4 protein-coding genes and 1 pseudogene are annotated in these 15660 nt (G+C 73.7%); all 5 read left to right on the top strand.

Features of this window, described 5'->3' with window-relative positions; genetic code table 11:
* The coding region (locus IG74_RS0143445; RefSeq protein WP_037827210.1) for an SDR family NAD(P)-dependent oxidoreductase at positions 1-3748 on the top strand (3748 nt) is incomplete at its 5' end.
* A gap of 123 nt (positions 3749-3871) precedes the next feature.
* On the top strand, positions 3872-6340 hold the full coding sequence (locus tag IG74_RS54940) for a type I polyketide synthase (RefSeq protein ID WP_051856660.1): 2469 nt from the start codon (positions 3872-3874) through the stop codon (positions 6338-6340).
* Positions 6267-7463 (top strand): hypothetical protein, encoded by a 1197-nt coding sequence (locus IG74_RS54935; protein WP_051856658.1) that lies wholly within the window; start codon positions 6267-6269, stop codon positions 7461-7463. Before IG74_RS54940 ends, IG74_RS54935 begins: the two co-directional genes overlap by 74 nt.
* Positions 7373-13107, top strand: a pseudogene (locus IG74_RS54930) (SDR family NAD(P)-dependent oxidoreductase); the annotation flags it as partial. The gene IG74_RS54935 and the pseudogene IG74_RS54930, both read left to right, overlap by 91 nt.
* Positions 13108-13147: 40 nt before the next feature.
* The coding region (locus IG74_RS0143430; protein ID WP_030689081.1) for a type I polyketide synthase at positions 13148-15660 on the top strand (2513 nt) is incomplete at its 3' end.

Genomic DNA, 15660 nt, shown 5'->3' with positions numbered 1-15660 from the left:
CCAGAGCGTGATGTATGGTCCGGACGCCGACCTCCTGGAGCAGACCGGCTACGCGCAGCCCGCCCTCTTCGCCGTCGAGGTGGCGCTCTACCGCCTGGCTGAGTCCTTCGGCGTACGTCCGGAGATCGTGGGCGGGCACTCGATCGGTGAGCTGGCTGCCGCGTACGTGGCCGGGCTGTGGTCCCTGGAGGACGCGGCCCAACTGGTGGTCGCACGCGGCCGGTTGATGCAGGCCCTGCCTGCGGGCGGGGCGATGCTCGCCGCGCGCATGGCGGAGGCCGACGTCCTGCCGCTGCTGGACGGGATCGCGGACCGGGTCGGTGTGGCCGCTGTGAACGGTCCGGAGCAGGTCGTGCTCTCCGGTGAACGCGCCGCTCTCGAAGGTCTGGAGGAGGTGTTGCGCGGTCAGGGCCGGAAGGTGAAGTGGCTGAAGGTCAGCCACGCCTTCCACTCGCCGCTCATGGACCCGGCCCTGGACGACTTCCGCAAGGTCGCCGCAGGTCTGACGTATCAGGACCCGGTGCTGCCGGTCGTCTCCAACGTCACCGGTGAGCTGGCCGATCCCGTCGAGCTGCGGGATCCGGAGTACTGGGTGCGGCACGTCCGGGAAGCGGTCCGCTTCCATGACGGTCTGAAGGCGCTCATCGGGCAGGGCGTGTCGACGCTCCTGGAGTTGGGCCCGGACGCCGTCCTCACGGCGATGGCCCACGACACCGTCACCGAGCCGGAGGGCCAGTCCGGGCTCGTCGCGGCCGTCCGCAAGGACCGTTCGGAGCCGGACACGTTCCTGGCCGCTCTCGCGCGGCTGCACGTGCGCGGGTTCGAGATCGACTGGGCGCCGCTGTTCGCGCCGGTCGAGTCGCGGCGCCGCGTCGACCTGCCGACGTACGCCTTCCAGCGTCGGACGTACTGGCCGCGTGCGGCTGTGGGTGTGCCGGGGGACGTGTCGGCGACCGGACTGGTCGCGGCGGGGCATCCGTTCCTGGGTGCGGCGGTGCCACTGGCCGGTGGTGACGGACATCTGCTGGCCGGGCGGCTCTCGCTGGCCACGCACCCGTGGCTGGCGGATCACGCGGTGGCGGGGCGGGTGCTGCTGCCGGGTACGGCGTTCGTGGAGTTGGCCGTGCGGGCCGGTGACGAGGTCGGCTGCGGGACGCTCGAGGAGCTGACCCTGGCGTCCCCGTTGGTGCTGCCGGAGCGTGGTGCCGTACAGCTCCAGGTCGGCGTGGGCGCGGAGGACGCGGACGGGCGATTCCCGGTGAGCGTGCACTCCCGGGACGAGCAGGACCCCGAGGGACCGTGGACGCGGCACGCGTCCGGCTTCCTGGCCGCCGTGGCCGACGAGGCGGAACCCGAAGGACTGACCGTCTGGCCGCCGCGAGACGCGCAGCCGATCGACGACGCGGCCTCCCTCTACGACCGGCTCGCCGGTACGGGCTACGGCTACGGGCCGGTGTTCCAGGGGCTGCGTGCCGCCTGGCGGCGCGGTGACGAGGTGTTCGCAGAGGTCGCGCTGCCGGAGGAGCAGACGGCCGACGCGACGGCGTTCGGCCTGCACCCCGCAGTGCTCGACGCCGCGCTGCACTCCACCCTGCTGCTTGGCGAGGAGCGCCAAGGCCTCGGCCTGCCGTTCGCATGGAGCGGGGTCCGGCTGCACCGGGCGGGCGCCGCGACGGTCCGCGTCCGGCTGGCCGGCGCGGGGACGGACGCCGTGTCGCTGACCCTGGCGGACCAGACCGGGCAAGTGGTCGCCACCGTCGACTCGCTGGTGTCGCGCCCGGTCTCGGCCGAACAGCTCGGCGGCGGGGCGGCGGCGAACGACTCGATGTTCCACGTGGAGTGGAAGCCGCAGGTCCTGGCACCGTCCGCCGAGCCGGTGCCGTACGTCGCGTACGAGGAGCTGGACGCCGGTGCGGAAGCCCCGGCCGCGGTGGTGTGGCAGGTTGATGCCGTCGGTGGTGAGCTGCGGCCCGAGACCGTGGCGGACCGGTTGGCCGAGGCGCTGGGCGTGGTGCAGGGCCTGCTGGCCGACGAGCGGCTGGAGTCTTCGCGGCTGGTCGTCGTGACGCGGGGAGCGGTCGCGGCCGGTGGGACGGCGCCGGATCCGGTGGGCGCCGCCGTGTGGGGCCTGGTGCGGTCCGCGCAGGTCGAACACCCCGGACGCTTCACCCTCGTGGATGCCGATGCCGATGCCGATGCCGATGCCGATGCCGAGGCCGTGGGCGATGCCGTGGACGAGGCCGTGGTCGGTGCCGTCCTGGCGTCGGGGGAGCCGGAGGTCGCGCTGCGGGACGGCTCGGTGTGGGTGCCCCGGCTCACGAAGGTCACCGCCGCCCCGGCCGGGGACGACGCCGCGCCCTGGGGCGAGGGCTCCGTCCTGGTGACGGGCGCCTTCGGCGGCCTGGGCCGCCTGGTGACACGGCACCTGGCCGAGCACCACGGCGTACGCGACCTGCTGCTCGTCTCCCGCAGGGGCGAGGCGGCGGCCGGTGCCGGAGAACTCCGTGACGAACTCCAGGCGCTCGGCACGAAGGTGACGGTCGCCGCGTGCGACGTGGCCGACCGGGACGCCCTGGCCGCGCTGCTCGACGAGCGCGGCGCCGACCTGTCCGCCGTGGTGCACGTGGCGGGCGTCCTCGACGACGGCGTGGTCACGTCCCTGACGCCCGAGCGCGTGGCGGCGGTGCTGCGGCCGAAGGTGGACGCGGCGCTGCACCTGCACGAGCTGACCGCGGGCCTGGACCTGTCCGCCTTCGTCCTGTTCTCCTCCGCCGCCGGAGTCCTCGGCAGCCCGGGCCAGGCCAACTACGCCGCCGCCAACTGCTTCCTGGACGCCCTCGCCGCCGTGCGCGTGGCGCAGGGGCTCCCCGCGACCTCGCTCGCCTGGGGCGTGTGGGCCCAGGAGAGCGAGATGACGGAGGGCCTCGGCGACGCCGACCTCCGGCGCATGGCCCGCGGCGGCGTCGCCCCGCTGTCCACGCGGGAGGGCCTGGCCCTCATGGACACCGCCGTCGCCCTGGCCGCGCCCGAGGCGCCCGCCGTGCTCGTGCCGCTGCGCCTGGACACCGCGTCCCTGCGGGCCTCCGCGGGACCCGACGGCGTACAGCCGGTGTTCGCGGACCTCGTCCGCACCCCGGCCCGCAAGGTCGACAGGGCGCTCGCCCGCTCCGGGAGCGCGGCGGAGCCAGGTGGCACCGGCCCCGCGCTCGTCCGGGAATTGGCGGGTCTTTCCGCAGCGGAACGACAGCGGGCCCTGCTCGACGCGGTACGCGGTAATGTGGCGACGGTGCTCGGCCATTCCGGGCCCGAGGCAATTGGCGCCACCCGGGGATTCCTTGAACTGGGAGTCGACTCGCTCACCGCGGTGGAACTCCGGAATAGGCTGAACTCCCTTTCCGGACTGCGGCTCCCGGCGACGCTCATCTTCGACTACCCGTCGCCCGCCGCGCTCGCCGCCCACCTCGACGAGACCCTGCCCCGGGACGGCGGCGCGGCGGACGGCGCCGACGAAGGGCCGCGGGCCGGCGGGCTCGCCGCCGAGCTCGCGGGCCTGGAAGCGGCCCTGGCCACGGGCCCGCTGACGGACGCCGAGCGGACCGCCGTGCGCGGCAGGCTGCGGGCGCTGCTCGGCAGGCTTGACGCCGGGGAGCAGGGCGACGCCGACGCGGACGGCATCGCGGAGAAGCTGGAGGACGCCGACGACGATGACATGTTCGACTTCATCGACAATGAACTCGGTGTTTCCTGACCGCGAGCCGCGGTAATGCGCGGAAATTCCTGAAGGGGCCCCTAGGGGGAGGGTAGGGGTTGTTGCCCTCCCCTCCCCCGGATGTGATGGGTGCGGCCCTCTGCGTTGAAGGAGTCGCACCGAATGGCGAACGAGCAGAAACTCCGCGAGTACCTCAAGCGAGTTACCGCGGATCTGCATCAGACCCGGCAGCGTCTACAGGACGCCGAGTCCGTGAGCCGGGAGCCCGTCGCCATCGTGGCGATGAGCTGCCGCTACCCCGGCGGCGTAGCCGGCCCGGAAGACCTGTGGCAGCTCGTCGCCGAAGGCGGGGACGCGATCTCCCCCTTCCCCGACGACCGGGGCTGGGACGCGGATCTGCACGACCCCGACCCGAGCCGTCCCGGCAAGAGCTACGCGCGCGAAGGCGGATTCCTGCACGAGGCCGCCGAGTTCGACCCGGCGTTCTTCGGCATCTCGCCGCGCGAGGCGCTCGCCATCGACCCGCAGCAGCGGCTCCTCCTCGAAGCGACGTGGGAGGCGTTCGAGCGGGCGGGCGTCGACCCGCTGTCGCTGCGCGGCTCCCGCACCGGCGTCTTCGTCGGCGTCATGTACGGCGACTACGGCAACCGCATCCTCAGCAACCCCCAGGGCCTCGAAGAGTTCGAGGGCTACCTCGGCAACGGCAGCGCGGGCAGCATCGCCTCCGGCCGCGTCTCGTACACCTTCGGCCTGGAAGGCCCCGCCGTCACCATCGACACGGCGTGCTCGTCCTCGCTCGTGGCCCTGCACCTCGCGGCGCAAGCCCTGCGCCAGGGCGAGTGCACCCTCGCCCTCGCGGGCGGCGTGACGGTGATGTCGACACCGGACACCTTCGTGGAGTTCAGCCGCCAGCGCGGGCTGGCCGCCGACGGCCGCTGCAAGGCGTTCGCGGAGGCGGCGGACGGCACGGGCTGGGGCGAGGGCGTGGGCCTGCTGCTCCTGGAGCGCCTCTCGGACGCCCAGCGCAACGGCCACAAGATCCTCGGTGTCGTACGCGGCTCCGCCGTCAACCAGGACGGCGCCAGCAGCGGCCTCACCGCCCCCAACGGCCCCGCGCAGCAGCGCGTCATCCGGGCGGCCCTCGCGAACGCAGGTCTCGCGGCCGCCGACGTGGACGCCGTGGAGGCCCACGGCACCGGCACCACGCTGGGTGACCCCATCGAAGCCCAGGCGCTGCTCGCCACCTACGGCCAGGAACGTCCCGAGGGCCAGCCGCTGTGGCTCGGCTCCGTGAAGTCGAACATCGGCCACACCCAGGCGGCCGCCGGTGTCGCGGGCGTCATCAAGATGGTCATGGCGATGCGCGAGGGAACCCTCCCGCGCACGCTGCACGTCGACCGGCCGAACTCCCACGTGGACTGGGAAGCCGGAGCCGTCGAGCTGCTCACCGACGAGCGGACCTGGCCCGACGCCGGTCGACCGCGCCGCGCGGGTGTCTCGTCCTTCGGCGTGAGCGGCACCAACGCGCACGTGATCGTGGAGCAGGCACCGGTCGACGAGCCCGCGGAGGCCGTGGCGCCAGCCGCGCCGGTGACGACGGCCGTGCCGTGGCTGGTGTCCGCCCGGAACGCGGATGCGCTGCGGGCACAGGCCGAACGCCTGCGCGCGTACGTGACCGGGCGTGACGAACTCGACCACGTCGACGTGGGCTGGTCCCTCCTGTCGAGCCGGACCGCGCACGAGCACCGGGCCGTGCTGTTCGGGCAGGACCGCGAGCAGTTCCTGGCCGGTCTGGAGTCCCTCGCGTCCGGCGGTACGGGCACGGTGTCCGGCTCCGTGGCCGAGGGCCGCGCCGCGGTGCTGTTCACCGGTCAGGGCAGTCAGCGGCTCGGGATGGGCCGGGAGCTGTACGAGGCGTTCCCGGTCTTCGCGGACGCCTTGGACGAGGTGTGTGCTCATATTGATCCATGGATAGAACGTTCGCTCCAGAGCGTGATGTATGGTCCGGACGCCGACCTCCTGGAGCAGACGGGTTATGCGCAGCCCGCGTTGTTCGCCGTCGAAGTGGCGCTGTTCCGGCTCGCCGAGTCTTTCGGTGTACGTCCGGAGGTCGTGGGCGGTCATTCGATCGGTGAGCTGGCTGCCGCGTACGTGGCGGGCCTGTGGTCCCTCGAAGATGCGGCCCAACTGGTCGCCGCGCGCGGCCGGTTGATGCAGGCTCTGCCCGCGGGCGGCGCCATGCTGGCCGCGCAGATCGCGGAGGCCGACGTCCTGCCGTTGCTGGCGGACGTCTCGGACCGCGTGGGCGTGGCCGCTGTGAACGGGCCCGCGCAGATCGTGCTGTCCGGTGAGCGCGCCGCTCTCGAAGGCTTGGAGGAGGTGTTGCGCGGCCAGGGCCGGAAGGTGAAGTGGCTGAAGGTGTCGCATGCCTTCCACTCGCCGCTGATGGACCCGGCGCTTGAGGGCTTCCGTGAGGTCGCGGCCAAGCTGACGTACCAGGAACCGACACTGCCGGTGGTCTCCAACCTCACCGGCGAGCTGGCGGACACCGCCGGCGATGGCGCACGACACGTTCAGCGAGCCCGCCGCGCAGGCGGGTCTGGTCGGTGCTCTGCGTCAGGACCGTTCTGAGTCGGAGACGTTCCTGGCCGCGCTTGCTCAGCTGTACGTGCGTGGAGTCGAGGTCGACTGGGCACCGATGTTCGGCCCGGTCGAGTCCCGGCGTCTCGTCGACCTGCCGACGTACGCCTTCCAGCACCAGACGCTCTGGCTCAACCCCCTGACCCAGGGCTTCACGGCCACTGCGGGCGACGGGGCCGACCCTCTGGACGCGAGCTTCTGGGAGGCTGTGGAGGCCGAGGACCTTGAGGCGCTGACGGGGGTGCTGGAGGTCGACGGGGAGGCGCCGTTCCGTTCCGTGCTGCCCGCGCTCACGGCGTGGCGGCGGCAGCGGCAGGAGCGCTCCGAACTGGACCGCTGGCGGTACCGGACCACGTGGAAGCCCCTCGGCAAGGCGGCGCCGGGTCGCCTCACCGGCACCTGGCTCGTCGTGGCCGGTGCCGGAACGCCCGACGAGGCGTGGGTCGACGGTGCCGTACGGGCCCTGGAACAAGGCGGAGCCCGCGCCCGCGTCCTGCGCGTGGGGGCGCGGGACGCCGACCGCGACACGCTGCGGGAACTGCTCGGCCACGCCCTCACCGAACCCGGCGAAGGCGAAGGGCAGGGCGAGCCGGTCGCCGGAGTGCTCTCCCTGCTGGCCTGCGTACCCGCGGTGGCGGACGCGCCGACGGCCGAGGACGTTCCGACCGGTGTTCTCCTGACGCTCGCGCTCGTCCAGGCCCTGGGCGACGAGCGCGTGGACGCGCCGCTGTGGGTGGCGACGCGGGGCGGGGTCTCCGTGGGCGCGTCGGACCGCACAGCCGATGCCGACGCCGCGGCGGTGTGGGGTCTCGGCCGGGTCGCGGCCCTCGAACTCCCGCAACGCTGGGGCGGCCTCGTCGACCTCCCCGAAACCGCGGACACACGTGCGGTGGCACGCCTCACTCAGGTCCTCGCGGCCTCGGCGGGTGAGGACCAGGTGGCCGTACGTGGGTCCGGGGTGTTCGCGCGTCGTTTGGAGCGGGCGTCGCTTGATGTGTCGAGTGCGGGGGAGTGGGGGGGTTGGGGGCCGAGGTCACGATCGCTGCCTGTGATGTGGCGGATCGTGACGCGTTGGCGGGTGTCCTCGATGCGATTCCCGCGGACGCTCCGTTGACCGGTGTGTTCCATACGGCGGGTGTGCTGGACGACGGTGTGCTCGACGGCCTCACGGCCGAGCGGTTCGCCACCGTCTTCCGGCCGAAGGTCCAGGCGGCCCTGAACCTGCATGAGTTGACGCGCGGCAGCGAGGACCTGACGGCCTTCGTGCTGTTCTCCTCGCTCACCGGCACCGTGGGCGCGCCCGGCCAGGGCAACTACGCCGCCGCGAACGCTTTCCTCGACGCGCTCGCCGAGTCCCGCCGCGCGGCGGGACTGCCCGCGGTGTCCCTCGCCTGGGGCCCGTGGGCCGGGAGCGGCATGGCCGCCGACGACGGCTCCGAGGAACGCATGCGCCAGGCGGGCCTGCCGGTCATGGACCCGGCGCGGGCCACCGAGGCGCTGCGCCTGGCGACCCTCCCCGCGGCAGCCCACGGCCCCGCCTCCGGCGGGCAGGCGGCGGCGCTCGTCGTCGCCGACGTGGCCTGGGACCGGTTCCTCGACGGGTTCACGGCAGCCCGGCACAGCACCCTCTTCGACGACCTGCCGGAGGTGGCCGCCCTCCGCGCGGCGCGCCCCACCGAACCCTCCGCATCCGAAAAGCCCGACCTGAAGCAGCAGTTGGCCGCCCTCTCCCGTGCCGACGCCGAGCGGACGCTGCTCGACCTCGTACGGACCCACGCCGCCACGGTGCTCGGGCACGGCGGTGTCGACGCGGTGCCCTCGGACGGCGCGTTCAAGGGGCTCGGGTTCGACTCGCTCACCTCCGTGGAGTTCCGCAACCGGCTGGGCGCCGCGACCGGTCTGACGCTCCCGGCGACCCTCGTCTTCGACCACCCCTCGCCGCACGCCGTCGCCGACTACCTGTCCGGCCTCCTCATCGGCGGCGACCTCACGGAACCCGCCGCCACAGAGCCCGCGCCGTTCGTCCGCGCGGACGACGAGCCCATCGCCATCGTGTCGATGAGCTGCCGCTTCCCCGGCGGCGTACGCGGACCGGAAGACCTGTGGCGGCTCGTCGCGGACGGCGTCGACGCGCTGGGCGAGTTCCCCGCGGGCCGGGGCTGGGACACGCGGTCGCTGTACGACCCGGACCCGGCGACGCCCGGCTCCACCTACGCCCGGCAGGGCGGGTTCCTGCCGGACGCGGGCGAGTTCGACGCGGACTTCTTCGGCATCTCGCCGCGCGAAGCCCTCGCCATGGACCCCCAGCAGCGCCTCCTCCTGGAGACCTCCTGGGAGCTGTTCGAGCGCGCGGGCATCGACTCGGCGGCGCTGCGCGGCAGCCGCACCGGCGTCTTCGCGGGCACGAACGGCCAGGACTACCTCGACCTCCTGAAGGACGCGCCCGACGGCGCCGAGGGCTACATCGGCACCGGCAACGCGGCGAGCGTCGTCTCCGGCCGCCTGTCGTACGCCTTCGGCTTCGAAGGCCCCGCCATGACCGTCGACACGGCCTGCTCCTCGGCCCTCGTCGCACTGCACCTGGCGGCGCAGGCGCTGCGCCAGGGCGAGTGCGACCTGGCCCTGGCGGGTGGCGTCACGGTGATGTCCACGCCGAGCGCCTTCATCGAGTTCAGCAGGCAGCGCGGCCTGGCCGCCGACGGCCGGTGCAAGGCGTTCGCGGAGGCGGCGGACGGTACGGGCTGGGGCGAGGGCGTCGGCCTGCTCCTGTTGGAGCGGCTGTCGGACGCCCGCCGTAACGGTCACGAAGTCCTCGCCGTCGTCAGCGGATCCGCCATCAACCAGGACGGCGCGAGCAACGGCCTCACCGCCCCCAACGGCCCCGCGCAGCAGCGCGTGATCCGCGCGGCCCTGGCCAACGCCGGCCTGAAGCCGGGTGATGTCGACGCCGTGGAGGCCCACGGCACCGGCACGGCGCTCGGCGACCCCATCGAGGCCCAGGCGCTGCTCGCCACGTACGGTCAGGAGCGCCCGGCCGAGCGGCCCCTGTGGCTGGGATCGGTGAAGTCGAACATCGGCCACACCCAGGCGGCCGCCGGTGTCGCGGGCGTCATCAAGATGGTGATGGCCCTGCGGGAGGGCATCCTGCCGCCGACCCTGCACATCGACCGGCCGAGCACGCACGTCGACTGGGCGGCGGGCGCCGTCGAACTGCTCACGGCGGCGCGCGCGTGGCCCGAGCGGGACGAGGCGCCGCGCCGCGCAGGAGTGTCGTCGTTCGGCATCAGCGGCACCAACGCCCACGTGATCGTGGCGCAGGCGCCGACGACCACGCCCGCGGAGGCTGTGGAGACCGCCGAGTCGGTCACGCCGATCACGGCCGTGCCGTGGCTCGTGTCCGCCCGGAGCCCGGAGGCCCTGCGCGCACAGGCCGAGCGCCTGCGCGAGCACGTGGCAGGTCGCGACGGGCTCGACCCCGCCGACGTGGGCTGGTCACTGCTCTCGGGACGCACCGCGCACGAGCACCAGAACGTTCGCTCCAGAGCGTGATGTATGGTCCGGACGCCGACCTCCTGGAGCAGACCGGCTACGCGCAGCCCGCCCTCTTCGCCGTCGAGGTGGCGCTGTTCCGGCTCGCCGAATCCTTCGACGTACGCCCGGAGATCGTGGGCGGCCACTCCATCGGCGAACTGACTGCCGCGTACGTGGCGGGCCTGTGGTCCCTGGAGGACGCGGCCCAACTGGTCGCCGCTCGGGGCCGGTTGATGCAGGCCCTGCCCGAGGGTGGCGCCATGCTGGCCGTACAGGCGGAGGAAGCGGACGTCCTGCCGCTGCTGGACGGGATCGCGGACCGCGTCGGTGTGGCGGCGGTGAACGGCCCCGCGCAGCTGGTGCTGTCCGGCGAGCGCGCCGCCCTCGAAGGCCTGGAGGAGGTGCTGCGCGGCCAGGGCCGCAAGGCGAAGTGGCTGAAGGTGTCGCACGCCTTCCACTCGCCGCTGATGGACCCCGTCCTCGCGGACTTCCGCAAGGTCGCCGAAAGCCTGGAGTACGGGGAGTTGAGCCTGCCGGTCGTCTCGAACGTCACCGGCGAGCCAGCCGACCCCGCCGAGCTGCGGGATCCGGAGTACTGGGTGCGGCACGTCCGGGAAGCGGTCCGCTTCCACGACGGCCTGAAGGCGCTCACCGGCCAGGGCGTCTCGACGCTCCTGGAGCTGGGCCCGGACGCCGTCCTCACCGCCATGGCGCACGACACGCTCACCGAGCCCACCGCGCAGGCGGGCCTGATCGCCGCCACGCGCAAGGGCCGCCCGGAGCCGGACACGTTCCTGACCGCCCTCGCGCAACTGCACGTACGCGGGATCGAGGTCGACTGGACGCTCCTGTACGCCCCCGTCGAGTCCCGGCGCCGCGTCGACCTGCCGACGTACGCCTTCCAGCGCAGAACGTACTGGCCGCGGCCGACGGAGTCCGGGGTGCCGGACGCGGAGGCCGGGGCGATGGACGCCGAGTTCTGGGACGTCGTACGACGGGACGACCTGGACGGGCTCGCCGGGGCGCTGCGCCTCGACCAGGAGGCGCCGCTGACGTCGGTCCTCCCGGCACTGGCCTCCTGGCACCGACGGCAGCAGGAGCGGCACGAGGTGGACGCCCTGCGGTACGGCGTCACGTGGACGCCGCTGACCGGTGCCGCGACACCCGCGGCCGGTACGGCCCTCCAGGGCGCCTGGGTGCTCATCGTCCCGGCCGACGAGGCCGGACACCCCTGGTGCGCGGCCGCCGAAGCGGCGCTCGCGGACGCCGGTGCGGAGGTCAGGCGCGTCGTCGTCGACGACGGGACGGCCGACCGTACGGCGCTGACGCGGACCCTGAGGGAACTCGGAGAACCCGCTTCCGCAGGCACCGAGGTGACGGGCGTGCTGTCGTTGCTCGCCCTCGACGAGCGCCCGTACCGCCACCCGGAGACCGGTACTCCCGACCCCGCGCTGACCTGGGGCATGGCCGCGACCCTCGCGCTCACGCAGGCCGTCGTCGACTCCCGGGTCGGCGGGCGGCTGTGGGTCGCGACGTCCGGTGCGGTGTCCGTCGGCGCGGCCGACCCGGTGCGCGCCGCGGCACAGTCGCAGGTGTGGGGCTTCGGGCGGGCCGTCGGCCTGGAGCACCCGGAGGTGTGGGGCGGGCTCATCGACCTGCCGGAGGCGACCGAGGCCGCGGAGGCGTCCGGCGGTGTGGCTTCCGCCGGAGCCCGCCTCGCTTCGCTCCTCGCCCGCGCCGAAGGCGGGGCCGAAGCCGGCGTTGATGCCGGTGTCGATGCCGGGGAGTTCACCGAGGACCAGCTCGCCCTCCGCGCCTCCGGTGTCCTCGTCCGCCGTCTCACACGCGCCCCCGGCGGCCCCGACTCCGGTGACGGCTGGCAGCCGCGCGGCACCGTGCTCGTCACCGGCGGCACCGGAGCGCTCGGCGCACACGTGGCGCGGTGGCTCGCGGGCCACGGCGCCGCACACCTCGTCCTGACGAGCCGACGCGGCCCGGACGCGCCGGGCGCCGCCGAACTCCAAGCGGAACTGGAGGAGTTGGGTGCCGAGGTCACCGTCGCGGCCTGTGACGTGGCCGACCGGGACGCGGTCGCCGGGCTCCTCGGCGCGATCCCCGCGGACGCGCCGCTCAGCGCCGTCGTACACGCGGCGGGCGTGGGACAGGACCTGATGATCGCCGAGACCGGGCTCCGGGACTTCGCGGACATCGTGACGGCCAAGACCGCGGGCGCGGCACACCTGGACGACCTGCTGGGCGACACGCCGCTGGACGCCTTCGTGCTGTTCTCGTCCATCGCCGGCGTGTGGGGCAGCGGCGGCCAGGCCGCCTACGCCGCCGCCAACGCCTACCTCGACGGCCTCGCCGAGCGGCGTGCGGCACGCGGCCGCGCCGTGACGTCGATCGCCTGGGGGCCGTGGGCCGGTTCCGGCATGGCGGGAGACGACGAGGCGGCGGCGCACCTGCGCAAGCGGGGCCTGCCGGTGATGCGGCCCGAGGTCGCCGTCGCCGCGCTGCGGCGCGCGCTCGACGGCTCCGAGCCGCTGGTGACGGTCGCCGACGTCGACTGGGAGCGGTTCGCCCCGGCGTTCACCGTGCGCCGCGCGAGCCCGCTGCTCGACGGGCTTCCGGAGGCGCGCCGCGCACTCGCCGTCGCGTCGGACGCCGCCGGTGGCGGGACCGCCGCCGAGGGCGACGCCGCGAGCGCGCTGCGCGACCGGCTCGCCGCCGCCCCGCCCGCCGACCGCGAGCGGACCGTCCTGGAGCTGGTGCGCACCGAGGTCGCCGCCGTCCTCGGACACAGCGGCACGGCCGCCGTCCGCGAGGACCGCGCGTTCAAGGAGTTCGGCTTCGACTCGCTGACCGCCGTCGAGCTGCGCACCCGCCTGAACGCCGCGACCGGTCTGAGCCTGCCCAGCACGCTCGTCTTCGACCACCCGACGCCCGGGGAGCTCGCCCGCGAACTCCTCGCCGAACTCCTGCCGGACGCCGCCGACGGCGCGGCGGACCACCCCGCGGACGCCGAGGTCCGCAGGGCCCTGGCGGCCGTCCCGGTCGCCCGCATCCGCGAGGCGGGCCTGCTCGACGCCCTCCTGCGCCTCGCCGCACCGGACGTGACGGCGGCCCCGGCCGCAGCCGCGCCGGATGACGACGACGCGGACGCCTCGATCGACGCCATGGACGTGGCCAACCTGATCCAGATGGCCTTGGACAACAGTGATTCCTGACGCAGCGATTCCTGACGCAGCACGAAATGTGGAGCCGGACATGACGAGGCCTTCGGACACGGTCGTCGATGCGCTGCGCGCGTCTCTGAAGGAGACCGAGCGGCTGCGACGGCAGAACCAGCAGCTGGCGGCGGCTTCCCGGGAGCCGATCGCGATCGTCGGCATGAGCTGCCGCTACCCCGGCGGCGTGGCGAGCCCCGAGGACCTGTGGCGGCTCGTCGCCGACGGCGCCGACGCCATCGGCGACCTGCCCGACGACCGGGGCTGGGACGTCGACGCGCTCTACGACCCGGACCCGGAGAAGCGCGGTACCTTCTACGCCCGCCAGGGCGGCTTCCTGCGCGACGCGGGCGAGTTCGACGCCGCGTTCTTCGGCATCTCGCCGCGCGAGGCCCTCGCCATGGACCCGCAGCAGCGGCTCCTCCTGGAGACGGCGTGGGAGGCGTTCGAGCGCGCCGGTATCGACCCGGCCACGCTGCGCGGCACCCGCGCCGGAGTGTTCGTCGGCTCGGGCTACCAGGGCTACGGCGAAGGCGTCCGGCAGGCCCCCGAAGGCATCGAGGGCCACCTGCTCACCGGCAACACCACCAGCGTCATGTCCGGTCGCCTCTCCTACGTCCTCGGCCTCCAGGGCCCGGCGGTGACGGTCGACACGGCGTGCTCGTCGTCGCTGGTGGCGCTGCACCTGGCGGCGCAGGCGCTGCGCCAGGGCGAGTGCACGATGGCGCTCGCGGGCGGCGTGACCGTCATGTCGTCCCCTGAGACGTTCGTGGAGTTCAGCCGTCAGCGGGGCCTCGCGGTGGACGGCCGCTGCAAGGCGTTCGCCGAGGGCGCGGACGGCACGGGCTGGGGCGAGGGCGTCGGCATGCTCCTGGTGGAGCGCCTGTCGGACGCGCGCCGCAACGGCCACAAGGTGCTTGCTGTCGTACGGGGTTCCGCCGTGAACCAGGACGGCGCGAGCAACGGCCTGACCGCCCCCAACGGGCCTTCGCAGCGACGCGTCATCCGAGCCGCCCTGGCCAACGCGGGCCTGACAGCGGCCGACGTGGACGTAGTCGAGGCCCACGGCACTGGCACCACCCTGGGTGACCCGATCGAGGCGCAGGCGCTGCTCGCCACGTACGGCAAGGAGCACTCGGCCGAGCGGCCGCTGTGGCTGGGTTCGCTGAAGTCCAACATCGGTCACACGCAGGCCGCCGCCGGTGTCGCGGGCGTCATCAAGACGGTCATGGCGATCCGGCACGGCGTCCTGCCCAAGACGCTGCACGTGGACGCCCCCACCTCCGAAGTGGACTGGTCGGCCGGGAGCGTCGAACTACTGACAGAGGCCCGCGAGTGGACCGAACGCGAGGCCGGACTGCCGCGCCGCGCGGGCGTCTCCTCCTTCGGCATGAGCGGCACGAACGCCCACGTGATCGTGGAGCAGGCGCCGACGGCCGAGGAACCGACGGCCGAGGAGGAGCCCGCAGCGGCTCCCGTCGTGGCGGGTGTGGTGCCGCTGGCCCTGTCGGCGAAGACGTCCGACGCGCTGCGGGCACAGGCGGCTCAGCTCCACGAACACCTGCTTGCGGACACAGAGTTGGGCGTGGAGAGTCTGGCCTGGACGCTCGCCGTGGCCCGTTCGCGGTTCGAGCAGCGGGGTGTCGTCCTGGGGCGGGGCCGGGAGGAGCTGCGTGCCGGGCTTGAGCGCTTGGCGTCGGGCGATGCCACGGCTGGTGACGTGGTCACCGGGCGGGCGCTGGGCGGGACGGTCCGTCCGGTGTTCGTGTTCCCGGGGCAGGGGTCGCAGTGGGCCGGGATGGCTGTGGAGCTGCTTGAGTCCAGTCCGGTGTTCGCGGGGCGGATGCGGGAGTGCGCTGAGGCCCTGTCGGAGTTCGTGGAGTGGGATCTTCTGGAGGAGTTGGGCGGCGAGAATTTCGACCGCGTCGACGTGGTCCAGCCCGTTCTCTTCGCGGTGATGGTGTCGCTTGCCGCTGTGTGGCAGGCGGCCGGGGTGAAGCCCGCGGCTGTGGTGGGCCACAGTCAGGGTGAGATCGCGGCCGCGTGTGTGGCCGGGGCTCTGTCGCTGCGCGATGCCGCTCGTGTCGTCGCTCTGCGGAGCCTGGCGATTCGTGAGCTGTCCGGTAAGGGCGGCATGGTGTCGGTGCCGCTGCCGGAGCAGGACGTACGTGAGCTGATCGCGGGCTGGGATGGCCGTATCGAGGTCGCGGCTGTCAATGGCCCGGCTCAGGTGGTGGTTTCGGGTGAGCCGGAGGCCCTGGAGGAGCTGGTCGTCCAGTGCGTCGGCCAGGACGTCCGGGCCCGTACGATCCCCGTGGACTACGCCTCGCACTCCTCGTACGTGGAGCAGATCGAGGCCCAGATCGCCGAGGCGCTGGCGGATGTGACCCCGCAGGCCGCCGAGGTGCCCCTGTTCTCCACGCTCACCGGCACCTGGCTGGACGCCAACACGTCCATGGACGCGGGCTACTGGTACCGCAACCTCCGCCAGACGGTTCTCTTCGAGCACGCCACCCGTGGCCTCCTCGCCGAGGGCCACGGCCTGTTCCTGGA

It is taken from the genome of Streptomyces sp. NRRL B-1347 (genome assembly GCF_000720325.1).
GTDB lineage: Bacteria > Actinomycetota > Actinomycetes > Streptomycetales > Streptomycetaceae > Streptomyces.
The sequence above is the reverse complement of the archived record's forward strand: the minus strand, read 5'-3'. Positions and strand labels throughout refer to the sequence as shown.